We start from the raw sequence: 21,487 nt of genomic DNA, 5'->3' as shown, positions 1-21,487 counted from the left end.
CGCCTGCCGCATCCCACATCAGCTCATGCCCGCACGATGTGCATCAGCCACGATCCATCGTACTGGAAAACACCGCGGATAGGTGCAACACATTGCAAGGGAGCGGCCGCCGGTTGCGGTCATCAAAGCTGCGGCATCCATGCCGCACCTGATGGGGTGATCATGTGGGGATCCATCATATCGGAATGGGCGAGCCTGCTGCTCCGCTGGCTGCATGTGGTGGCGGCGATCGCCTGGATCGGCAGTTCCTTCTATTTCATCGCTCTCGACCTCAGTCTCAAGCCCAGAGGTGACCTGCCTGACGGCGTGCAGGGCGAGGCCTGGCAGGTCCATGGCGGCGGCTTCTACCGGATCATGAAATATCTGGTCGCCCCCAGCCAGATGCCGAACGAGCTGACCTGGTTCAAATGGGAGGCCTACACCACCTGGCTGTCCGGCTTCGCGCTGATGGTCGTCGTCTATTATCTCGAGGCCGACCTGTTCCTGGTCGACAAGTCGATCCTCGATCTCACGCCATTTCAGGCCGGCCTGTTCAGCTTTTTCAGCCTGGCTCTGGCGTGGCTGCTCTATGAGGCCGCGTGCCGCACCGGGCTCGCCCAGCGCGAGCTGCCCTTCGCCATCGGCGGCTACCTGTTCCTGGTCGCGCTCACTTATGCCTTCACCCATGTGCTGAGCGGCCGCGGCGCCTTCAATCAGATCGGGGCGATCATCGGCACCATCATGGTCGCCAATGTCTTCACGCTGATCATCCCGAACCAGAAGAAGATCGTGGCGGCGCTGATCGCGGGACAGGCGCCTGATCCAAAACTCGGCAAGACCAGCAAGGAGCGCTCGGTCCACAACAACTATTTGACGCTCCCCGTGGTCGTGCTGATGATCAGCAACCACTATCCCCTGCTCTACGCCACGCGCTTCAACTGGATCATCGTCGCGATCATCCTGGCGCTCGGGCCGGTGATCCGCCATTTCTTCAACGAGCGCCATGCCGGGCGCCAGTCGCCGTGGTGGGTCTGGGGCGTCGCCGCAGCGGGCGTGATCGCGATCCTCTTCCTCTCCGCTGCCGGCCCGCGCGAGGTGAAGACGGGCGCATTGTCGACGCCGGCCACGCTCGCCAATGTCGAGGAGATCGTGATGTCCCGTTGCAGCATGTGCCACGCGGCTGAGCCGGTCTGGGCCGGGATCGTGACCGCGCCGAAGGGCATTCTGCTCGATGCGCCCGAGCACATCCAGCGCAACATCCGCCTGATCGGTCGCGTGGCGGCTTGGTCCACCGCGATGCCGCCTGGCAATATCACCGAGATGACCAGCGAGGAGCGCGCCATCCTCGCAGCCTATATCGAGCAGGCCCGCTGAGGCCGACACGCGTCGATCGCGCATTTCGCGGAATGAAATTCCGCATCTCCCGCCGATTTGAAAATGACTTGACCGCCCATCCGTCGTAGACAGGGACGACGGCCGCTGACGCAGCGGTCCAAGTCAGTCTGTATAAGTCAGTTTGCATTCGGGGAAGAGAACAGTGGCCCTCAAGAACGTCATCGGTATCGACCACGCCGTGGTCATGGTGAAAGACCTCGACAAGGCCGCCGAGAATTACCGGCAGCTCGGCTTCACCATCTCCCCGCGCGGCACCCACAGCGCGCATATGGGCACCGGCAACTACACCATCATGTTCGACCCCGACTATATGGAGCTGCTCGGCGTGCTGGTGGCAACCGAGCACAACGCGCCGGCCCGCGCCTTCGTTGACAGGCACGGCGAGGGCATCGAGCGCATCGCCTTCACCGCGGTCGATTCCGCCGCAGGCGCCGAGGAGATTCGCGCACGCGGCCTGGAGCCGATCGGCCCGACCGATTTCGAGCGGCCTGTCACGCTGCCGAACGGAACGGTCTCGGCTGCAAAATTCCGCACCTTCATGTGGCCGACCGCGGAAGCGCCCGGCGGCGTCCGCATCTTCGCCTGCCAGCACAAGACGCGCGAGACGGTGTGGATCCCCGAATTGATGAAGCACGCCAACGCGGCCAAGCGGATCAAGCAGACGCTGATCGCAACGCCGGAGCCGGCGAAGGATGCCGCCCACCTCGCCCGGCTGATCGACCGCGAGCCAAAGCCGGACGCCGACGGCGCAGTTACCGTGCCCTCAGGTGGCGATCGTGCCGATTTCGTCTATCTGACGCTGGAGCAGCTCGGCAAACGCTATCCCGGCGTGCCGCTGGCCGGTCTCTCCGAGCGCGGCGGCGCAGCGCTGGTGCTCGTCAGCGGCGATCTCGCGGCGACCGAGCAGGCGCTGGGTTCGGCGGCGGTACGAAGCGGGGCCGCAATCGTGGTGCCGCCGGCCAAGGCCAACGGCACCCTGCTCGCCTTCGTTGCCGGCTGATTTGAACTAATTCTTTAACGTGTGTTTACCCGGCGGCGCTAGGATTCCCGGCAGTCCAAGCCGTCCGGGGCCAAACGCATGTTCAAAGAGGGATCGCCGATCGCCTATGACGCGCCGGCCGAACTGAAGAAGTGGCCGTCGCTGAAGGGCGAGAGACAGAAGGATCGGGGTCCGCCCTATCTCGTCTACAACGGCACGCTCGCCGACTGCGTCCGCGAGCTGATGGACAAGCCGATCAAGGGCATTTCGCTCTACGACATCATGACGAAGCCGCAGGCCGCCTTCGATCAGACCGTGCTGTCGCCCGGCGACGCCGCCGAGATCGCGATGCGCAAGGATTTTCCCAAGACATAAGCGCGGCAGTTTGCGCACACTACGCGTGACAGCGCTGCGGTTCCCGAAGATCCGCGGGCCGATGGTGCATGTTCTGCGGCGGGAACACCGTACTAACACCGGGCGCCCGTTGGAATCGCAGCTTCGCCGCAATTACGGTTAAAGAAGTCCTCGTCAGCGGCGCAACGCGCTGCTTGTTCCCCCACAGTTTGAGGACTCTTTCCGAGATGCGATTTCTCGTCGCGGCTTGCGCTGCGTTCCTGATTCTGATGTGCGACGTCGGCTCATCGCCCTCCTGGCAGGCACCAAGCTTCGACAACTCCACTCCCAAGGCCGATCGCGCCCCCTCACTGGTTCCTCTGGTCGATCTCTTCCTCGCGAGCGTGCAGGCCATTGAGCTCGCGAACGCGCGCGCGGCTTACGAGGAGACGATCGAGCCGGCGCTCACGATCGAAGCCGTCGTGCAGGCCCCGGCTTCGCCAACCGACCAATTCTGTCACGCGCTGAGGGAAGCGGCTGAGGTCAGCGGCATTCCCGTGCCGTTCTTCGCGCGCCTGCTCTGGCAGGAAAGCCGCTTCCGTTCCAACGAGGTCAGCGCGGCCGGTGCGCAGGGCGTCGCGCAGTTCATGCCGGAGACGGCCGCCGAAGTCGGCCTCGATGATCCCTTCGATCCCATGAAGGCCTTGCCGGCATCGGCAAAGTTCTTGCGCAAGCTCCGCGACGATTTCGGCAATCTCGGTCTCGCGGCGGCCGCCTACAACGCAGGGCCCGGCCGCATCCAGAAATGGCTCGCCAAGGAAAGCGAGCTGCCGCGCGAGACACGCGATTATGTCCGCATCATCACCGGCACCAGAGCTGAGGACTGGACGGAGCGCGCGGAGGCTCTCGCGATCCGGATCGACCTGCCGCGCGAGGCGCCATGCGAAGGCATCGGCAGCCTCTCCAAGACGAAGGACGTCGTCTGGGTGCCGGTAAACCTGACGCCGTCGATCATCACCATCATGCGCAAGGCCGAGCAGGGGGCGGCGCGCCTCTCGGCAAGCCGTGCGCGCAAGCGGTTCGCATCCCTGCTGCGGAAGAGCGCTTCGGCCCGCGGCAAGGCGCGCAGCATGATCGCGGCGCGCGCGGCCGGCAAGAACGCCAAGGCCCGCGCCATCCGGCTTGCCACGCGCGAACGATCTTCGGGCTGACGCGCGGGTCGGAAAGCCGCTCGATTGAGCGGCTTCCCGGGATTTTCGGACTAGTCGATCTCCTCGATCACGAGACGTTCGCGAGGCTCGATGACGTAGGTCCGCGTATCGCGATGGATGTAGCGATATTCCCGCAGGTCTGGCGCGTCGCGATAGACCGTGCTCGGGAATTCCTCGACCTCGACAGTCTCGGGGACGCGGTCGCCGACTCGCATCTCGCTCCGTGCGGTACTGCCGGTGGTCCGCGCCTCACTCCGTCCTTCGGTGCGGGACTTCGCATGCTTGCGGATCACCTCGCGATCGCGATCCGAGAACTTGCTGGAGCTGCGCTCGCGCGTGGTCGTCGTCGCGGTCGACTGCCCGGAATATGGAAGGACCGTCACGATCTTGTAGCTCGCAGGATCGACCACGACGATCTGATCCTTCACCAGCGCGAAGCTGTAACCGCGATATTGCGGCACGATCTCGACGACATCGGGCGGCAGCGTCGATAGCTGGATGTCGCGCGGCACCACCGTGCCGACATTCAGCGAGAAATTGACGTTGGTGAGCGGCCGCACGTTCAGGTGCGAGATCGAGGCGCTGATCCTGGTCTCCTGCTGGCGGTTGAGATTGACATCAGTTTGGGCAGCGGCCTGCGAATTGGTTCCCGCCCGCTCACCCTGCGCCTGATTGCTGGCCGGCGCATTCGGCGCCTGCTGAGCCTGGTTGGTCCCGGTCCCGCTCGGTGCCTGCTGCGCCTGGTTGCTGTTGTTCGACGGCGGATTGGACCGATCCTGCGCCTGGTTCGTGTTCGTTGCCGGTGGATTGGCGCTCTGCTGGGTCGCAGGCTGGTTCCCGGTTGTGCTCGGGTTGGCCGTCCCGCTTTGCGGTCGCGTATCCGTGCTGTTGGCAGCATTGGAGGTGCCGGAGCCGGCGTTGGGCCCTGACGGAGGTGTGGTGGTCTGCGTATTCTGCGCCGCCGTCGGTGATTGCTGCGGTTGCGATGTGGGCTGCTGCGTATTCGCTGCGCCCGACGGCGAGGTGGTGGACGGCGCGGCGGAATTCGATTGCGATCGCGGCGTCTGCTCGGGCTTCGTGTTCGTGCCAGGCGATTGCGCAACGGCGGCGCTTGCCAGCACCAGCCCCAGTGCGGTTGTTGCCAACAGTCGGATCATGCTTCACTCCCTTTGTCCGGTTCAAGTTTGGCTACTAACCGGCGCTGGGAAGCTCAGTTCCAGTTTTTCCCGGAACAGAGGCCGTGAGGGAACTTGCGATGCCATCGAAGAGCGCCGGGATCATCGCCTATCGCAAGCGCCGCGATCTCGAGGTTCTGCTCGTTCATCCCGGAGGACCGTTCTGGCGCAACAAGGATCTCGGCGCGTGGACGATCCCGAAGGGAGAATACGCGGACGGAGAAGACGCAGAAATCGCCGCGCGGCGGGAGTTTGCCGAAGAGCTTGGACTTGAACTGACGATCCCATTGATCGTGCTTGGTCAGATCAGGCAGCGCGGCGGCAAGATCGTCACCGCATTCGCGGCCGAGCTCGATGTCGATACCGGCAGCATTCGCAGCAACACGTTCGAAATCGAATGGCCGCCGCGCAGCGGCAAACGGCAGCACTTTCCTGAGGTCGACCGCGCCGAATGGTTCACGATCGAAGCTGCGCAACAAAAGATCAACGCAGGACAACGCCCACTGCTCGAACGCCTTGCGCAGCTGGTCGGCGACGGATAGGCCGCGCGCCGCTCATACCGGCTTGTCGTCGTCCGTCACCGGCGAGGTCACGACCAGGAAGACGAGGTCGGTCAGACCGGAGTTCGAGATCGCATGCTCGACGCCCGGCGGCAGAAAGATCACATCGTGCTTACGCACGACATGGTTCTTGCCTGATATCTCCATCAACCCTTCGCCGTCGAGCACGTGATAGACCTGCTCCTGCACCTCGTGATGATGCCGCGCCACATAGGCCATCGGCTGGTACATCGAGATGCGATAGTCGATGCGGCGCGAGCCCGCCGTCTCCGGCATCACCAGCGGCTTTGACAGCGCACCGCCAAAATGGTTGGGGAATTCGCGCCAGGGCACTTCTGCGATGTTGCGGATGAAGGCGCCGCCAATCTCCTCGGCCATGATCGTGCTCCCTAGTTCACCAGTGCGCCACCGTCGATATAGACGATCGAACCCGTGGCAAAACCATTGGTCATGAAGCTTCCGATCTGGCGGGCGATGTCCTCGGCGACGCCGACGCGGCCGACCGGCAGTGCCGCCGCCGTCTTCGCCAGCATCTCCTTGCGCGCCGCCTCCGGCATCGCGGCTCGGATCGGCGTATCGATCACGCCCGGCGACACCGCATTCACGCGCACCGGCGCAAGCTCGAGCGCGAGCGCCCGGGCGAGCGATTCCAGCGCGCCATTGGCCGCACTGATGATCGCCGAGTTCGGCCGCGGCCGGACGCTGAGGAAGCCGGTGACCAGCGTCAGCGAGCCGCCCGGACGGATCTCGGCTTCGCGCGCCACGCGCCAGGCGCCCCAGAATTTTCCTTCCATCGTGCCGCGCACGTCCTCCATCGCAACCGTCTTGAACGGTCCGGTGCGAAGCTGCGCCGCCGTCAGCACGACGTGATCGACGGGGCCGGTGCGGCGAAACAGGTCAGCGACGCTCTGGTCGCTGGTGACGTCGGTGGGAATGGCCGCAACCTTCAGCCGCTCGGCAACGGGATCGAGCTTGGCGGCGCTGCGCGAAGCGATGACGACGTCCGCGCCCTCCGCCTTCGCGAGCTCTGCCGTGGCAAGGCCGATGCCTGAGGAGCCGCCGATCACGACGACCTTCTTGCCTGCGAGCGTCATTTCCATCTCCCGTCACTTTCTGAATTGGCGATTGAAAAGGCGTGCGATCAGCCCGGCTGGAAGCGCGTGCCGATGCCGGCCTTGCTCTGACCGAGGCCCGGCAATTCCCAGACGCCGGCACCGGCCGGATTGACGTCGGCGGCGATGTCGACGTCGATCAGATAGGGCCTGTTGGCGGCAATGCCCTTGCGGATGGCTTCGCCGATGTCACCGGCGCGGTCGACCCGCACGCCCTCCACGCCGCAGGAACGCGCCATCGCCGCGAAATCAGGGTTGTAGCGCTCGCCGGTTTCAGGATGCTTGAAGTCAGTGGCGAGCTCACGTCCGCCGAGATAGCCGCGCTGAAGACCGCGGATCGAAGCATAGGCGTAATTGTTCCAGACCACCCAGACCACGGGCAGATTGTATTCGACCGCCGTGCCGAGCACGTTGGCATGCATGAAGAAGGCACCGTCGCCGCAGACGGACACGCAGGGACGATCGGGCGCCGCGAACTTCGCACCCATCACGCCGGCGACGCCAAAGCCCATCGGGCCAAAGCCCATCGAGCCGATCAGCGAATCCGGCCGCTTCGGCTTGCAGAAGCCGAGCAGCCAGTTGTGATGCACGCCGATGTCGGACACCAGGATCGCGTCCTCCGGCAGCGCCTTGTCGATCTCGGCAGCCGCGCGCTGCGGATTGATCGGCGTGGTGTCGTCGGAGAAGCCGGGCGCGACGAACTTGTCCCACTCCTTGCGATAGCCGTCGATCTGCGCCAGCCATCTTTTGCGCGCATCCGACTTCTTGAAAAGGTTGTCGCGGCGATCGAGCTCGGCGTGGACTTGCCGCAGAAAGGTGCGCACGTCGGCCATCAGTCCGAGCGCGACGGGATAGTTGCGGCCGATCTCTTCGGGATCGATGTCGACATGGATCAGCTTCGTCGGCGGGATCGTGAAGGAATAGCCTGGAATCCACGAGCTCGAGGTGCGGTCGTCGAAACGGACTCCGAGCGCTAGCAGCACATCGGCCTGACGGGTCGCGTGATTGGCCTGGTAATGCCCGGCGCGTGCGACGAGCCCCAGCGCCAGCGGATGATTGACGTCGAGCGCGCCGAGACCGCTCGCGGACGCCGCCACCGGGATCTGAAGCCGTTCGGCGAGCTTGCGCAATTCATCCGCCGCTCCGCCATAGCGAACGCCCTGCCCGACCAGCATCACCGGCCGCTCGGCGGAGAGCAACATGTCGACCGCCTTCTCGACGCCGTCAGGATCGGCGCCGCAGCGGCTGGAGATGTTGGCGTTCCACTCGATCGCCTTCGGTGCTTCTTCCGCAGCTGACTCCATGAACACGTCGAAGGGCACGTCGACCACCACCGGCCCGGGCCGTCCGGTGATCATGGTCTTCCAGGCCTGCCGCACCGCGAGCGGCACCATCTCGCCGCGGGTCGGCTGGAACACCTTCTTGCAGATCGTGCGCACCGTGGACGGGAAGTCCGCCTGATGGTGCCGGTACATCTCCTGGAATGCGCCGCGGTTGAACTGGCTGGTCGGCACGTTGCCGGTGATCGCCATGAACGGCACGGAATCGAGGAAGGCGTTGGCGAGCGAGATCGGCAAATTCGCCGAGCCCGGCCCGCAGGAGGTGAAGGTCGCCGTCGGCCTGCCGGAGACGCGGTAATAGACGTCGGCCATGAAACCGGCGACGCTCTCGTGATGCACGGAGATGGTCTTGATCTCCTGGGAGCGCTCGTACAGCGCGTCGATGAACTGGATGTTGCCATGGCCGCACAGCCCGAACACCTGCGGCACCTTCTCCTGGATCAGATAGTCGACGATGACCTGGGCGCCATTGAGCATGTTCTTCGACATCAACCCGTCTCCCTCTCGGCCCGACGACTTTCTTCTGCACCGATGCGGGGAACGCGGCCGGTCATCACAGGGCCGCGGGAGCCTATTTCTCATAATGCTGTACGTCAATTTATATTGTGATAGTCTCCCCTCGAGGAAACACCAAGCTCGCGCCGATTGCGTGCTAGTGTCGCAACAGCGGAGTCACGACGATTCACGAGAAGGGGGCCTTGTCCTTGAAATCGCGCACCAAGCCCACGACCGAGAAGCCTGCAAGCCCGCGCAAGGCTGCGATTGCCAAGCTGGTCCCCGCACCCAGCGCCGCTGGCGACGTCGAGGCCGACGACAAGCAGCGCGGCGGCGGCGTGCAGTCGCTCGGCCGCGCCTTCTCGATCCTCGAAGAGGTCGCGCGCCATCGCGAGGGCATTGGCCTAGCAGAACTCAGCAAGCTGGTCGGGCTGCACAACTCCACCACGTTTCATCTGGCAAAGACGCTGGTCTCGCTCGGCTATCTCCGCCAGGAAAAGGACAGCAAGCGCTACCGCATCGGTCGCCCCTTGTTCGCGCTCGCCGCATCCGCGCTCGACGAGATCGAGATGGTCAATGTCGCGACCCCCGTGCTGGAGGAGCTGTCGCGCCAGACCGGCGAAAGCAGCCATTTTGCCGTGCGGATGGGCGATGCGGTCGTCGTCATCGCGCGCACAAGCGGCCCCGGCGCGTTCCAGCTCACCGACCGCGTCGGCGTCGTGCGCCCCGCGCACTGCACCGCGCTCGGCAAGATCATTCTGGCCTCGCTCCGCCCCGAGCAGCTCAAGCGCTTCCTCGATCGCGCGGAGCTGAAACCTTCGACGCCGAAGTCCATCACCGATGCCGCCGTCCTCATGCGCGATATCGCGGAAGTGCAGCGCACGGGCGTCGCCTTCGACGACGGCGAGTTCAATCCGGAAGTGCGCTGCGTCGCCGTGCCGGTCACCGATTTCACTGGGCAGGTGATCGGCGCGCTCGGCATTTCCGGCCCGATCTGGCGCCTCTCCAACCAGGCGCTGCACGCCGGCGCGCAGGTCGTGCAGGCCGCCGCCGACCGCCTGTCGGTCGAGTTCGGCGCCAAGGACCGGGCGCACAAGGCGTTCGCGCAGAAAGTCTGAACCGCGCGCAGGCGGCGATTTTGCCGGTTGACACCGGCAATGGCGTTCGGGATTATCCTCCAGCATTAAAAAAATATCTCTCACATTATCGGATGCCCGGTTTTGAAGAGAGGCACGATGCACCCGGGAGGAGATAGACATGATCCGCTACCCGCGACGGACGTTGTTACGGGCGGGCGCAGCCTTCGTTGGCGCGTCCGCACTGGGATTTCCCGCAATCGTGAGGGCACAGGCCGAGAAGATCCGGATCGGGCACCTGACGCCGCTCACCGGCTTCCTCGGCGTGATCGGCAGCTACGCACAGCTCGGGGTGAAGCTCGCGGCGGAAGAGATCAACGCCTCTGGCGGCATCCTGGGCAAGCCAATCGATCTGCTCTCGGAGGACTCGATCAACCCGGCGACCGCCGCGACCAAGGCGCAGCGCATGCTGGAGCAGGACGGCGCGGTGGTGCTGCTCGGCGAAATCTCCTCGGCCTCCTCGCTCACCATCATGCAGGTCGCCGAGCGCAACAAGAAAGTGTTCTTCTCGACCGGCGCGCGCTCGGACGCGCTGCGCGGCAAGAACTGCAACAAGTACTCGTTCCACTGCGACATCCCGAACACGGTGATGGTCAACGCCGTCGGCACCGCGCTGTCGCAGAAGGGCATGGTGAAGGGCAAGAAGTTCTTCACGCTGACCGCCGACTACATTTTTGGCCATGACCTCTTGAAGGCCGCGAAAGCCTTCTTCGGCACGCACGACGCCAACCTGATCGGCGACGAACTGATCGCGACCGACGCCACCGATTTCAGCCCGTATCTGCTGAAAGTGCGGCAAGCGAAACCCGACGTGGTCTGCTGCAACCTCGCCGGCAACCAGGTGACCAATCTCGTCAAGCAATATGCCGAGTTCGGCCTGCCCTATCCTTTGGTCGGCTTCAATCTCAACACCGGGGATGCCTGGGCTGCGGGTGCGGGCAATCTCAGCGGCACCTGGCCGACGGTCTGGTATCACACGCTGGACAATCCCGCCTCGAAGGCCTTCGTCGCCGCGTTCAGCAAGAAATACGGCAAGCCGCCGGAGAACCATGCCTGGATCGACTACGTCACGCTGAAGCTCTTGGCGGAGGCGATCAACACCACGAAGTCGACCGACAGCAGCGAGCTGATCGCCTATTTCGAGAAGCAGTCGCAGTTCGACATCGGCAAGGCGCGCAAAGCCTATTTCCGCGGCTGGGATCACCAGCTGGTGCAGGAGGCCTATCCGTTCACGGTGAAGCCGAAGGACCAGATGAAGGACCAGTGGGACATGCTGGTGCTGGGCGATGCAGTGCCGGCGGCAAACGATCCGCTCGAGACGATCTATCCGACCAGGGAGCAGAATCCCTGCGAGATGAAGGCCTGACGCAACGGGCCCGGCCGATAGACGTCAACGGCGCCGGCCCTGCCGGCGCCGTTCTTCATCAAAGCGATGGACGCAACATGCAGTTCGAGTTCTTGCTGGAACAGGTGGTGAATGGCCTCGTGCTCGGCGGCTATTACCTGCTCATCGCGCTCGGGCTGTCGCTGATCTTCTCGGTCGGCGGCATCGTCAACCTCGCCCACGGCGCCTTCTATGCGTTAGGTGCCTATGTCTGCGTCGAGCTGACGAAACGCCTCGGCTTCGGCGCCTCCGTGGCGATCTCGCCGTTTGCCGTCGCCCTGCTCGGCATTTTGTTCGAACGCTTCATCCTGCGCCGCTTCTACACAGCCGATCCGATTCTGAGCCTGCTCGTGACCTTCGGCCTCGCAATGGTCGCAGAGCAGGCGATCCGCATGAACTGGGGCGCTGCGCCCGTCTCGACCGAGATCCCGCAGAGCTTTCGCGGCTCGGTGATCGTCGGCGACTTTCTGTTCTCGCGCTATCGCCTCTTGATCCTCGCCGTGGTCGCGGCGATCCTGCTCGGCGTCTGGCTGCTGCTGCAGAAGACCTCGTTCGGGCGCGTGGTCCGCGCCGGCATCCAGCGGCCGGACATGGTCGCGGCACTCGGCATCCGGCTGCAGCCCTACATGACCGCGATCGTGATGCTCGGCGTCGGCATGGCCGCGCTCGGCGGCGCGTTCTTCGCGCCGATCACCACGGTGCATCCGGCGATGGGCGCCGAGATCATGACCATCGCCTTCGTCGTCGTCGTGATCGGGGGTCTCGGCAGCTTCTGGGGCGTCGTCATCTCGGCGCTGCTCGTCGGCGTGGTGCGCGGCATCGCCATTCACTTCGAGCCTGCGGCCGGTGAAGCCTCGGTCTACATCCTGATGTTCCTGGTGCTGCTGGTGCGTCCGCGCGGCCTGCTCGGCGAGCGCATCGAGAAATTCGAATGAGGGTCGCCTCCGCAACCGCGAAGCTGCAGCCGCTGCTGATCGCGACGGTCGCGATCGTCGCGCTGCCGTTCCTGCTGAAGGCATTCGGCCTGTCGCTGAACACCGGCACCTGGATCGTCGGCCTTGCGATCGCGACCATGGGGCTGAACCTCTGCATCGGCTATACCGGCCTCGTCTCGTTCGGTCACAGCGCCTGGTTCGGCATCGGCGCCTATGCCGCCGGCCTGATCCAGCTGCGTTTCTTCCCCGGCGAGATCTGGCTGCCGCTGCTGGGATCGATGGTCGTGGTCGCGATTGCGTCCACCGCGATCGGCATGCTGATCCTGCGCCGGCGCGGCGTCTATTTCTCGCTGCTGACGCTGGCGCTGGCTGCCCTCGTCTACACCACCGCGTTCCGCTGGACGAGCCTCACCGGCGGTGAAGATGGCCTCGGCGGATTGAAGCGCGGCGGCATCGGCACCGTCAGCTTCGACAGTGCGCTCAACTACTACATCGTGGTCGCGGTGATCGGGCTCGCCGTGCTGTACATGCTGATGCGCCTGGTGCGCTCGCCGTTCGGGCATGTGCTGGTCGCGATCCGCGAGAACCAGCTGCGCGCGAGCTTTCAGGGCTACCCGGTCGAGCGCTACAAGCTCGCGGTGTTCGTGATCTCGGCCGTCGTCACCGGCCTTGCCGGCGCCCTGATCGGTTTCCTGAACTATCTCGTCTCCGCCGAAGCCGTCTCGGTGCCGTTCGCCGGCGAGCTGCTCGCCATGGTCGTCATCGGCGGCATGCGCAGCCTGCTTGGGCCCGCGCTCGGCGCGCTGTTCTTCATCCTGTTCCGCGAGCTGTTCTCGATCTGGACGTCGGACTGGCTGTTCTGGTTCGGCCTCACCTTCGTGGCCTTCGTGATGTATTCGCCCGGCGGCCTTGTCGGCATCGGTGCGCTGATCATGCGGCGCCTGCGTCCGCCCGCGGAAGAAACGGCCGCGATGAGCCGCCGCAAGATCTATGAGGGCCTACCGCTGCCCGACTTCCTGCGGCCGGAAGCACTCAAGGGCACCGTGCTCGAGGTCAGCGGCGTCTCGCGAAAATTCGGCGGCATCCGCGCCGTCGAGAATGCCAGCATCTCCGTTGCCGCCGGCGAGATCCATGCGCTGATCGGGCCGAACGGCGCCGGCAAGACCACGCTGTTCAATCTGGTCTCCGGCCTCTATGCACCGGATCAAGGCACGATCCGCCTGCAGGGCCGCGACATCGCCGGCGTGCCGGCGAATGCGATCTGCCACCAGGGACTGGCGCGCTCGTTCCAGATCACAAACCTGTTTCGCGGACTGACCATCTATGAGAATTTGCGCCTGTCGCTGCAGGCGCGGCGGCCGATGCGCTTCAACATCTGGAACGACATCGACGCCTACGAAGGCATCCATGCCGAGACCGCGGCGCTGGTCAAATTCCTCGGGCTCGAGGGCATCGAGGAGATCGAAGGCGGCGAGCTCTCCTATGGCGGGCAGCGGCTGGTCGATCTCGGCATCGCGCTCGGCTCAAAACCGCAGGTGCTGCTGCTGGACGAGCCGCTGGCGGGCCTTGCCGCAGCAGAACGCGAGCGCGTCTCCAACCTCGTCAAGAACATCGCGGCCAACATTCCCGTGCTGATCGTCGAGCACGACATCGACCGCGTGCTCGGCTTCTCGCAAGTGGTCACCGTGATGAACCAGGGCGAGGTGCTGATGTCCGACTGCCCCAAAGCGGTGCGGGCCGATCTGCGCGTGCAGGAGATCTACACCGGCAAGGGAATTCCTCCAGTCGAGCATCGGCGCAGCCTGGAGGCGGCCGATGCGCGCGACACCGTGCTCCGCCTCGACCGTGTCAACACCTTCTACGGCAAGAGCCACATCCTCAGCGATGCCGCGCTCGACGTGCGCGAGGGCGAGATCGTCGCGCTCCTGGGACGCAACGGCGCCGGCAAGTCGACGCTGCTGAAAACCGTCGCCGGCCTGGTGCCGGCCGCATCAGGTACCATCGACTATCGCGGCAGCGACATCGCGAGCCTTCCCGCACCCGACATCGCGCGCCGCGGCGTCGGCTATGTGCCGCAGGGCCGCGGGCTGTTCGCCGGCATGACCGTGCGCGAAAACCTCGCGCTCGGACGCCTCGCCCGCAAGACCGACGGCAGCGACGGCGTGGTCTGGAACGAAGAGCAGATCCTGCACTATTTTCCGCGCCTGAAGGAGCGCATGAACGTCGCCGCCGACTATCTCTCCGGCGGCGAGCAGCAGATGGTGGCGGTCGCCCGCGCGATGTCCGGCAATGTACGCCTCTTGCTGCTCGACGAGCCGTTCGAGGGCCTCGCGCCGGCGGTGACGCTGGAGCTGTTCAAGGTGTTCGACCAGCTCCGCAAGCACATGTCGATCGTGATCGTCGAGCACAATCTCGATCTCGTGCTGGCGCTCGCCGACCGCGTCTTCGCGCTGGAGCGCGGCGCCGTGTTCCACCAGGGACCGGCCGCGCCGCTGCTGAACGATCTCGGCTATCGCAAGCAGATCCTGTGGCTCTAGCTTGCCCTACTCCGCCTTGATGTTCGCGGCCGCCACGACCTCGGCCAGCTCCTTCGTCTCCTTCGCGATCTTGGCGGCGTAGTCGGCCGGGCTCAGCACGCTGACGACGCCCTGCGAGCCGAGCTTGTCCGCGACCGCCGGATCCTTGGCCGCAGTGACGATCTCCTGGTGCAGCGTCTGAAGGATCGGCGCGGGTGTTGTCTTCGGCATGAAGAAGCCGACCCAGAACGAGATGTCGAAGCCGGGATAGCCGGCTTCCGCGACGGTCGGCACGTCGGGCAGCGCCGGCAGCCGCTCGGCCGAGGACACCGCGAGCGCGCGCAGCTTGCCGGCCTTCACCAGCGGCACCGCGGAGAGCGGATCGAACACCGCCAAAACCTCCTGCGCGAGGATGCCGACCTCGGACGCCGCGCCGCCGCGATAGGGCACGTGGATCAGCTTGATGCCGGCCTTCTGGGCGAGCAGCTCCATGGCGAGATGGGCGAGGTTGCCGTTGCCGCCCGAGCCATAGGCGAGCGCGCCGGGTGCCGCCTTCGCCGCCGCGACGAGATCGGCGACGGTCTTGATGTCGGCGGTCTTGGGATTCTCCGGATTGACCACCAGCACCAGCGGCGCCGACACGACGGTGGTCAGCGGGGCGAAGTCTTTCTCCGGATCGTAGCGGATGTCTTTGAACAGCGTCTTGTTCAGCGTGATGGTGGAGGAGTTGCAGGCGAGCATGGTGTAGCCGTCCGCATCGGCACGTGCGACACCTTCGGCGGCGATCATGCCGTTGGCGCCGGCGCGGTTCTCGACCACGAAGGGCTGTCCGAGCTTGTTGCCGAGCCGATCGCCGACGATGCGCGCGACGACATCGACGGGGCCGCCCGCGCTGAAGCCGACCATGATCTTCACCGGCCGCGACGGATATTTCTGCGCGAGCGCCTCGGTCGTCAGCGCAGCGGCGCATAGTCCGGCGATGAGCGCCAGCAGGCGAGCCGTTCGTTGCATTCGTTCTCTCCCAGCCTCGCGCGCCGCTTGTGCATGTTTGTTGGTGCGGCACAGGCGAAGACCATGATGAGCGGCCGCACCGGATTTCGCAATCGCGTTTCACCGGCGTGGTGCCGAACAATTCCGCCGCGCGGCACGTAAGAAGTGGTCTCAACAAAAAAGTGCGAAAACAACCCCATGCACAGTAGCCGGCCTCTGCCGGATCAAGGGCTTGCGAGGCGGACCCACGATTTCTGATTTTGCTAAATTAGTTTGACCCGTCGGGCAAAACAGTGGCAGAATGGCATCATCGCGATCACCGTGAGCATCCGGCCCGCCCGGCCATGGGCGCCTCGCGGCGGCTCCGCGTAAATCCCGCATCGACGTCTGAAAATCGCAACCGCCGCGCAAAGCGCGATCGGCTTCGCTTCACGCGAGCCCGCGCGTGCACCGGCAAGGGACACATCGACATGACGACAGCTCTGGAACACACCAGCACGACATCCATCGCGGCGAACGGTTACGGCAGACCGGCAAGCCCGCGGATCAGGCTGCATCGGCGGCGCATCGCGATCGACCATCCCGATCAGCAAGCCGGCGAGCGCCTGCTCGCCGAGGCCCTCGGCGCGGTCGATCGCGACGCGCTGCAAGGCATCCTGAAGCAGCTCATGAAGGCGAGCGTGATCGGGCAGAAGCCGGACGAGGCCAATCTCGCCTTCATGGTCTCGATGATGAAGAGCATCGCGCCCAGGGATTCCATCGAGGCCATGCTCGCGGCGCAGATGGTGGCGGTTCACGCCATGGCGATGCGCTCCGCCTGCCGCCTTGCCTTCACCGACGACCTTGCGCAACAGGAAAGCGCCACGCGCGCCCTGACCCGGTTGGCCCGCACCTTCGCGGCACAGACCGAGGCCCTGAGCCGCCATCGCAACAGCGGCGAGCGCGCGATCACCGTGCAGAACCTGTCGGTGCAGGACGGCGGCAAGGCGATCGTGGGGAACCTCACGCAGCATGCGAATGTGATCGTTGCGGAGAGCCAGAGCGAAGCAAGACAAGGTAGTGTCGTATGACCGGCCACACCCGCAACACCCTCTCGATGCGGGCCAGTCCGCGCTGTGGCGCCATGACCCGCAGCGGCACGGCCTGCCGTTCGCCGGCCGCGCACGGCAAGGCGCGTTGCCGCATGCACGGCGGCGCACCGGGATGCGGCGCGCCGCCAGGAAACCGGAACGCGCGCAAGCATGGACGGTTCGCTGGGGAAGCGATCAGCGAGCGAAGGCAGATCTGCTCTCTGCTGGACGAAGCGCACAAACTGCTGAAGGAGCTGACCTGATCTGCGCCGCCGCGTCATCCAGCGGTCACAGCGGCGCGTCGCCGGCATATCGGCCAGCCAAAAGACCGTCAAGGCGACCGGCAGCCCTCACCTGTCCTGCCGTCCGACAGCGCCGCCAAGAAACAGCTTCCATGCCTTGTCGAAATACAGCTTCCGCTCCTTGGCCGAGGCGAGCGGCTTGAATCCGAACATCGCCAGCGTGGTCGGGCCGACGATGATGCTGTTGATGAGAAAGTCGGTCAGGAAGTTCGTATCGCCCGAGACGAGGCGCTGATCGGACTGGGCTTTGGTCACGGAGGTCCGCAGTAGCGACATGATGGCGTCCGGCTCCGGCTCGGCGTCGTTTCCGGCAGCCACCATCATCTCGCTCGCGGCGATCCTCTTGAAGGCCACCAGCTCCGGATCGAGATTGATGTCGAGGAGACAACTCGCCAGCTCCTTGAGCTGCGCAAGGCTGTTCTGACCCGACTGCCTGACTTGAAGATCGGCAAGGAGCGCCATGATGCGGCGGCGGCTTCGCCCGAGAACGGCATCGAAGATCGCGCGCTTCGATGGGTAGCGCCGGTAGATGGTATCCTTGCCGGCGCCGCATTCCGAGACGACGCGCTCCATGGATGTCGCAGCATAGCCGTCCCTGGCGAACAATTCTGCCGCAACCGAAAGGATCCGGTCTTCGATCGCCTGCGCTTCCGCCTTGGTCGGCCGGCCGCCACGGCCTTCCCGCCTTGCGCCGACACGCTTGCTGACGGGTGCCTTGGCGGATGTCCTGCTGCGCTTGCCGGTCTTCACTGCCGTCTTCATGCCTTCCCCTGCGCGGTCCCGGAATCATCCGCTGGACTTTTAATAGTTCTAAATACTCGAAAATGCCAACCGCATAACTGGACAGTTCCGTCCCGTTTTGTTTTAAGCCGGTCCGCAGATTTTGGTTGGGGTTTTGAAATGGGAATGACCGGGGGATCGCAGCGGACTCTGCGAGGTGCGGCACTTTTGCTTGGTTCTACTGCTTTTCTGGCGTTCGACGTGCCGGCCTTTGCGCAAAACACCGCGCTGCCGCCGGTCACGGTGGACGCACCGCAAGCGCAACGGGCGGCGCGCAACGTCGCATCACAGCGTCAACAGGTGACGACGCGGCGCAGCGCCCGGGCGAGGAGCAATCCGACGGCACCGGCGCCGGCTGCTCCAGCAGCGGCATCCACATCAGGCCGGCAGGACACGCGCGACCGGGTGCTTTCCACCAACCAGTCGACGGCGACGAAGACGTCCACGCCCGTACTGGAGACTCCGCAATCGGTCACCACGGTAACGCGCCGGCAGATCGACGAGCAGAATCCGCAGACCGTCGGCAATGCCCTCAGATATTCGGCAGGCGTCCTCTCCGAAGTGGATGCGACCACGCGCTATGACAGCGTGTTCCTGCGCGGCATCGGCGGCTTCGGCATCTCGACCAATTTCGTCAGCTTCCTGGATGGATTGAAGCTGCCGCGCGGCCAGGCTTTCGCGGTGACGTCGATCGACGCGTTCCTGCTCGATCGCATCGAGGTCATCAAGGGCCCCTCGGCCGTCCTGTACGGGCAGATCAGCCCCGGTGGTCTCGTCAATCTGGTCAGCCGCCAGCCGAGCGACGTCCCCTACAACGAGGTGCGCATCGAAGGCGGCAGCTACGGCCGCATCCAGGGCGGCATCACCAGCCAGGGTTCGCTGGATGCTGCGCATCAATGGCTCTACAGCATCAGCGCGATCGGCCGGATGTCGGGCACGCGCTATGACGACGTGGACGAGCAGCGCTTTGGCGTGGCGCCGGCGATCACGTGGCGCCCGGACGCCGATACGCAGCTGACGGTATCCGGCTTCTATCAGCATGATCCCAAGGGCGGATATTTCAACTCGCTCTATCCGCAATCGCTGGCGCCGGCAGCATACCGGCCGTATCTCAATCGCAATCTGAACATCGGCGATCCCGGGTTCGATCGTTTCGACCGCGAGCAATCGGGTGTCGGCTATGTGTTCGACCGCCGCCTGAACGACGTCGTCAGCTTCCACTCGGCGCTGCGCTACGCCAAGGTCGATACCGACTTCCAGTCGCTTCAGATGTTCGGCCCGATCACCGCGGCCGGCACGATTCCCCGCGCGGCGATCCGGTCCACCGAGAGCGCCGACGGCATCGCCGCAGACAACCGCCTGCGCTTCGACTTCAGGACATCAGAGGTCGAGCACACCGTGCTCGCCGGCTGGGACCAGCAGAACGCGCGCAGCTCATGGCTCTATCAGTTCGGCGCCGCAACCTCGCTCGACGTCGTGAACCCCGCTTATTATCAGCCGGTGGGAACGCTGTTTCCGTTCATCAACAACGACCAGTCGCTGTCGCAGACCGGCATCTACGTCCAGGACCAGATGAAGTTCGGCGGCTTTCGCCTGACGCTCGGCACGCGGCACGACTGGACCGAGCAGAACAACGACAACCGGATCTCGCTGGCCAAGACGTCGCAGGACAGCGACAAGCAGACCTATCGCGCCGGTCTGCTTTATCTCTTCGACAACGGTCTGGCGCCTTACGTCAGCTATTCGACGTCGTTCGAGCCGACGATCGGTGTCGGGCCCGGCGGCCTGCCCTTCGTGCCCACGACGGGCGAGCAGTATGAAGGCGGCGTGAAATACAAGCCGGCCTTTGTCGACATGCTGTTCACCGCAGCCGTGTTCGACCTGCGCCAGCAGAACACGCTGACGCCGTCCGCTGTTGCGGGCCTCAGCGTGCAGCAGGGCGAGATCCACTCGCGCGGCGTCGAGCTGGAGGCGCGCGGCAAGCTGACCGAGAACATCGAGATCATCGCGGCCTCGACCTTCCTCGACACCAAGGTCACCCGATCGACCGACCTCACGGCGATCGGCAAGCGCCCGCAGGCCGTGCCGACGCATTTCGAGTCGCTGTGGGCCAATTACAGCTTTCTCACCGGCGGCCTCGCCGGCCTGACCATCGGCGGCGGCGTCCGTTCGGTCGGCCCGAGCTATGGCGACGACATCAACAGCCTGGTTTCGCCGGGATACGTCGTGTTCGACGCCGCAGTGCGCTACGACCTCGCCAATCTCGTGCGCGCCTGGAAGGGCGCGGAGGTCACGCTGAACGTCACCAACCTCTTCGACAAGAGCTACTACACCAGTTGCAGCTCCAACTTCTACTGCCAGTTCGGAAACGGCCGGCTCGCGCTCGCGGGCCTGCGCTACCGGTGGTGATCGCATGATGCTGTGCCGGCCATGACAGCGACACGGCTGCGGTGGTGGTCCTGGATTCACAAGTGGAGCAGCCTGATCTGCACGATCTTTGCGCTGCTCCTGTGTCTCACGGGACTGCCCCTCATCTTTCACGAGGAGCTGGGACCAAGCCCCGCGATCGACGAGGTCGCCGATTCCGGCAGCCGCGCGTCCGTGGACACGATGATCGCCCAGGCGCTCGCCGGGCGGCCGGGTGAGGTCGTGCCGTATCTGTTCTACGATCGCGAGAAACCGATCGTGAAGATACCGACGGCCGCCAGCATGACGTCTGCCCCGGACACCTTCTTCTACAAGGTGTTCGACGTCAGGACCGGCAAGGCACTCAGCGCCGACCAGCCCAATGAGGGCTTCATCTATGTCATGCTGCGGCTTCATGCCGATTTGTTTGCCGGCATCAAGGGCACGCTGTTCCTCGGAGGCATGGGACTGTTGCTGGCCGTATCGATCGTCTCTGGCATGGTCCTGTACGGGCCGTTTGCGCGGCGCCTCAGGTTCGGCGAGATACGCAAGCGGCACAGCAACCGGCTGCGCTGGCTCGACCTCCACAATCTGCTCGGCATCATCACCCTGGCCTGGTTCGGCATCGTCACGCTGACGGGCGTGATCAATACGCTGGCGGCGCCGATCGAGCTGATGTGGCAGTCGAACCAGTTGATCGAGATGGCGGCGCAAAACAGCGGACAGGCGCAAGACGATCGCAGGGCACCGGTCGACCTGGTGCTCGCCAGGGTCCGCGCAGCCGTGCCGGGAATGACGGTCACGACGCTCGCCTTTCCGGGCAGCCCGTTTTCCACGCCCACGCATTACGCGGCGTTCCTGACCGGCGATACGCCGCTCACGAGCCGCATCCTCAAACCGGCCATCATCGATGCGGCCAGCGGCGAAGTCGTCGCGGTTCGCGACATGCCATGGTACGCGACGGCTCTGTTCGTGTCGCAGCCGCTGCATTTCGGCGACTACGGCGGGTTGCCGCTGAAGATCATCTGGGCGATCCTCGACATCGTCACCATGATCATCCTGATCAGCGGCCTGTATCTCTGGCTCGCCAAATGGCGCTCGGGCCGTGCTGTCGTCGACGCCGTGGGAGCAGTCCCGGCTGAGCCCGCCCGATGACGACAGGCCGGACAATGCAAGCGCCCTGGGCGATCCCGGCGCTGCTGGCGCTCGTGACGCTGTTCGGTCTGCTCGCGGCCCTGATCGGTGAAGGGGGGTTCTGGTGGCCCCTTTCGTGGGTGACGCTGGCGGTGCCTTGCCTATGCAGCGGATATTATCTCGTTCGCGGCCTGTTGCCGCCCGAACAATCCTGACGCCGTGTCCGGTCCGCTCTCCGCACTGCCCGCATCGGGA

The 21,487-nt window shown here is 64.9% G+C and carries 20 protein-coding genes; 14 read left to right on the top strand and 6 right to left on the bottom strand.

Annotation, left to right across the window (positions count from 1 at the left end; genetic code table 11):
• The first annotated feature begins 162 nt into the window (after positions 1-162).
• From JQ603_RS25405 to JQ603_RS25390, 4 genes are all read left to right on the top strand, one after another.
• Entirely contained in the window at positions 163-1,353 is a 1,191-nt protein-coding gene (locus JQ603_RS25405; RefSeq protein ID WP_212343415.1) for a urate hydroxylase PuuD, read from the top strand.
• 163 nt (positions 1,354-1,516) lie between these two features.
• Complete coding sequence (locus JQ603_RS25400; protein ID WP_212343414.1) at positions 1,517-2,374, top strand: VOC family protein; 858 nt, start codon at positions 1,517-1,519, stop codon at positions 2,372-2,374.
• Between the two features lie 78 nt (positions 2,375-2,452).
• Positions 2,453-2,728, top strand: a complete 276-nt coding sequence (locus JQ603_RS25395) for a hypothetical protein (protein ID WP_212343413.1) — start codon at positions 2,453-2,455, stop codon at positions 2,726-2,728.
• A 206-nt stretch (positions 2,729-2,934) separates the two neighbouring features.
• Entirely contained in the window at positions 2,935-3,897 is a 963-nt protein-coding gene (locus tag JQ603_RS25390) for a lytic transglycosylase domain-containing protein (protein ID WP_212343412.1), read from the top strand.
• A gap of 50 nt (positions 3,898-3,947) precedes the next feature.
• Here JQ603_RS25390 and JQ603_RS25385 read toward each other — a convergent pair whose 3' ends face one another.
• Positions 3,948-5,054 (bottom strand): DUF1236 domain-containing protein, encoded by a 1,107-nt coding sequence (locus tag JQ603_RS25385; RefSeq protein WP_212343411.1) that lies wholly within the window; start codon positions 5,052-5,054, stop codon positions 3,948-3,950.
• Between the two features lie 98 nt (positions 5,055-5,152).
• Here JQ603_RS25385 and JQ603_RS25380 point away from each other — a divergent pair, with 98 nt between their 5' ends.
• Positions 5,153-5,614: an NUDIX domain-containing protein gene (locus JQ603_RS25380; protein ID WP_212343410.1), complete on the top strand. Its 462-nt coding sequence runs from the start codon at positions 5,153-5,155 to the stop codon at positions 5,612-5,614.
• Positions 5,615-5,626: 12 nt separating this feature from the next.
• On the opposite strand, the gene JQ603_RS25375 is transcribed toward JQ603_RS25380, so the two are convergent.
• The 3 genes from JQ603_RS25375 to JQ603_RS25365 are packed head-to-tail and all read right to left on the bottom strand — an operon-like array spanning position 5,627 to position 8,573.
• A complete protein-coding gene (locus JQ603_RS25375) occupies positions 5,627-6,010 on the bottom strand; it encodes a cupin domain-containing protein (protein ID WP_212343409.1) in 384 nt (127 codons plus the stop codon).
• 11 nt (positions 6,011-6,021) lie between these two features.
• A complete protein-coding gene (locus JQ603_RS25370) occupies positions 6,022-6,726 on the bottom strand; it encodes an SDR family oxidoreductase (RefSeq protein WP_212343408.1) in 705 nt (234 codons plus the stop codon).
• Between the two features lie 47 nt (positions 6,727-6,773).
• A complete protein-coding gene (locus JQ603_RS25365; protein ID WP_212343407.1) occupies positions 6,774-8,573 on the bottom strand; it encodes a thiamine pyrophosphate-binding protein in 1,800 nt (599 codons plus the stop codon).
• 209 nt (positions 8,574-8,782) lie between these two features.
• Here JQ603_RS25365 and JQ603_RS25360 point away from each other — a divergent pair, with 209 nt between their 5' ends.
• The 4 genes from JQ603_RS25360 to JQ603_RS25345 all read left to right on the top strand — a co-directional run bounded on the left by JQ603_RS25360 (position 8,783) and on the right by JQ603_RS25345 (position 14,571).
• Positions 8,783-9,697: an IclR family transcriptional regulator gene (locus JQ603_RS25360; protein ID WP_212343406.1), complete on the top strand. Its 915-nt coding sequence runs from the start codon at positions 8,783-8,785 to the stop codon at positions 9,695-9,697.
• A gap of 139 nt (positions 9,698-9,836) precedes the next feature.
• Positions 9,837-11,081 carry an ABC transporter substrate-binding protein gene (locus tag JQ603_RS25355; protein WP_211410959.1) on the top strand — a complete coding sequence of 415 codons (1,245 nt, stop codon included), beginning with the start codon at positions 9,837-9,839 and terminating at the stop codon, positions 11,079-11,081.
• Positions 11,082-11,158: 77 nt separating this feature from the next.
• Positions 11,159-12,034 (top strand): branched-chain amino acid ABC transporter permease, encoded by an 876-nt coding sequence (locus JQ603_RS25350; RefSeq protein WP_212343405.1) that lies wholly within the window; start codon positions 11,159-11,161, stop codon positions 12,032-12,034.
• The gene (locus JQ603_RS25345) at positions 12,031-14,571 is read left to right on the top strand and encodes a branched-chain amino acid ABC transporter ATP-binding protein/permease (protein ID WP_212343404.1); all 2,541 of its coding nucleotides are present in this window, start codon (positions 12,031-12,033) and stop codon (positions 14,569-14,571) included. Before JQ603_RS25350 ends, JQ603_RS25345 begins: the two co-directional genes overlap by 4 nt.
• Before the next feature lie 6 nt (positions 14,572-14,577).
• Here the strand turns inward: JQ603_RS25345 and JQ603_RS25340 are convergent, their stop codons facing one another.
• The gene (locus JQ603_RS25340) at positions 14,578-15,561 is read right to left on the bottom strand and encodes a Bug family tripartite tricarboxylate transporter substrate binding protein (protein ID WP_212343403.1); all 984 of its coding nucleotides are present in this window, start codon (positions 15,559-15,561) and stop codon (positions 14,578-14,580) included.
• A gap of 449 nt (positions 15,562-16,010) precedes the next feature.
• Here JQ603_RS25340 and JQ603_RS25335 point away from each other — a divergent pair, with 449 nt between their 5' ends.
• Both JQ603_RS25335 and JQ603_RS25330 read left to right on the top strand, forming a co-directional pair.
• Complete coding sequence (locus JQ603_RS25335; RefSeq protein ID WP_212343402.1) at positions 16,011-16,610, top strand: hypothetical protein; 600 nt, start codon at positions 16,011-16,013, stop codon at positions 16,608-16,610.
• Entirely contained in the window at positions 16,607-16,873 is a 267-nt protein-coding gene (locus JQ603_RS25330; RefSeq protein WP_212343401.1) for an HGGxSTG domain-containing protein, read from the top strand. The genes JQ603_RS25335 and JQ603_RS25330 overlap by 4 nt, the downstream gene beginning before the upstream one ends.
• An 87-nt stretch (positions 16,874-16,960) precedes the next feature.
• On the opposite strand, the gene JQ603_RS25325 is transcribed toward JQ603_RS25330, so the two are convergent.
• On the bottom strand, positions 16,961-17,674 hold the full coding sequence (locus JQ603_RS25325) for a TetR/AcrR family transcriptional regulator (RefSeq protein ID WP_212343400.1): 714 nt from the start codon (positions 17,672-17,674) through the stop codon (positions 16,961-16,963).
• A 144-nt stretch (positions 17,675-17,818) separates the two neighbouring features.
• Here JQ603_RS25325 and JQ603_RS25320 point away from each other — a divergent pair, with 144 nt between their 5' ends.
• The 3 genes from JQ603_RS25320 to JQ603_RS25310 are packed head-to-tail and all read left to right on the top strand — an operon-like array spanning position 17,819 to position 21,447.
• On the top strand, positions 17,819-20,101 hold the full coding sequence (locus tag JQ603_RS25320; protein ID WP_245003847.1) for a TonB-dependent siderophore receptor: 2,283 nt from the start codon (positions 17,819-17,821) through the stop codon (positions 20,099-20,101).
• Between the two features lie 21 nt (positions 20,102-20,122).
• Positions 20,123-21,253: a PepSY-associated TM helix domain-containing protein gene (locus tag JQ603_RS25315; protein WP_212343399.1), complete on the top strand. Its 1,131-nt coding sequence runs from the start codon at positions 20,123-20,125 to the stop codon at positions 21,251-21,253.
• A 14-nt stretch (positions 21,254-21,267) separates the two neighbouring features.
• Positions 21,268-21,447, top strand: a complete 180-nt coding sequence (locus tag JQ603_RS25310; RefSeq protein ID WP_245003846.1) for a hypothetical protein — start codon at positions 21,268-21,270, stop codon at positions 21,445-21,447.
• Positions 21,448-21,487: the final 40 nt, after the last annotated feature.

Origin of the sequence: Bradyrhizobium liaoningense (assembly GCF_018130825.1) — a bacterium.
GTDB classification, from domain to species: domain Bacteria; phylum Pseudomonadota; class Alphaproteobacteria; order Rhizobiales; family Xanthobacteraceae; genus Bradyrhizobium; species Bradyrhizobium liaoningense_B.
The sequence above is the reverse complement of the archived record's forward strand: the minus strand, read 5'-3'. Positions and strand labels throughout refer to the sequence as shown.

Excerpts from the sequence above, each read along its gene's own strand:
- JQ603_RS25370 (WP_212343408.1), bottom strand. The coding sequence starts at position 6,726 with ATGACGCTCGCAGGCAAGAAGGTCGTCGTGATCGGCGGCTCCTCAGGC.
- JQ603_RS25325 (WP_212343400.1), bottom strand. The coding sequence starts at position 17,674 with ATGAAGACGGCAGTGAAGACCGGCAAGCGCAGCAGGACATCCGCCAAG.
- JQ603_RS25315 (WP_212343399.1), top strand. The coding sequence starts at position 20,123 with ATGACAGCGACACGGCTGCGGTGGTGGTCCTGGATTCACAAGTGGAGC.
- JQ603_RS25390 (WP_212343412.1), top strand. The coding sequence starts at position 2,935 with ATGCGATTTCTCGTCGCGGCTTGCGCTGCGTTCCTGATTCTGATGTGC.
- JQ603_RS25340 (WP_212343403.1), bottom strand. The coding sequence starts at position 15,561 with ATGCAACGAACGGCTCGCCTGCTGGCGCTCATCGCCGGACTATGCGCC.
- JQ603_RS25355 (WP_211410959.1), top strand. The coding sequence starts at position 9,837 with ATGATCCGCTACCCGCGACGGACGTTGTTACGGGCGGGCGCAGCCTTC.
- JQ603_RS25405 (WP_212343415.1), top strand. The coding sequence starts at position 163 with ATGTGGGGATCCATCATATCGGAATGGGCGAGCCTGCTGCTCCGCTGG.
- JQ603_RS25330 (WP_212343401.1), top strand. The coding sequence starts at position 16,607 with ATGACCGGCCACACCCGCAACACCCTCTCGATGCGGGCCAGTCCGCGC.
- JQ603_RS25380 (WP_212343410.1), top strand. The coding sequence starts at position 5,153 with ATGCCATCGAAGAGCGCCGGGATCATCGCCTATCGCAAGCGCCGCGAT.
- JQ603_RS25395 (WP_212343413.1), top strand. The coding sequence starts at position 2,453 with ATGTTCAAAGAGGGATCGCCGATCGCCTATGACGCGCCGGCCGAACTG.
- JQ603_RS25310 (WP_245003846.1), top strand. The coding sequence starts at position 21,268 with ATGCAAGCGCCCTGGGCGATCCCGGCGCTGCTGGCGCTCGTGACGCTG.
- JQ603_RS25385 (WP_212343411.1), bottom strand. The coding sequence starts at position 5,054 with ATGATCCGACTGTTGGCAACAACCGCACTGGGGCTGGTGCTGGCAAGC.
- JQ603_RS25365 (WP_212343407.1), bottom strand. The coding sequence starts at position 8,573 with ATGTCGAAGAACATGCTCAATGGCGCCCAGGTCATCGTCGACTATCTG.
- JQ603_RS25320 (WP_245003847.1), top strand. The coding sequence starts at position 17,819 with ATGACCGGGGGATCGCAGCGGACTCTGCGAGGTGCGGCACTTTTGCTT.
- JQ603_RS25375 (WP_212343409.1), bottom strand. The coding sequence starts at position 6,010 with ATGGCCGAGGAGATTGGCGGCGCCTTCATCCGCAACATCGCAGAAGTG.
- JQ603_RS25350 (WP_212343405.1), top strand. The coding sequence starts at position 11,159 with ATGCAGTTCGAGTTCTTGCTGGAACAGGTGGTGAATGGCCTCGTGCTC.
- JQ603_RS25335 (WP_212343402.1), top strand. The coding sequence starts at position 16,011 with ATGACGACAGCTCTGGAACACACCAGCACGACATCCATCGCGGCGAAC.
- JQ603_RS25345 (WP_212343404.1), top strand. The coding sequence starts at position 12,031 with ATGAGGGTCGCCTCCGCAACCGCGAAGCTGCAGCCGCTGCTGATCGCG.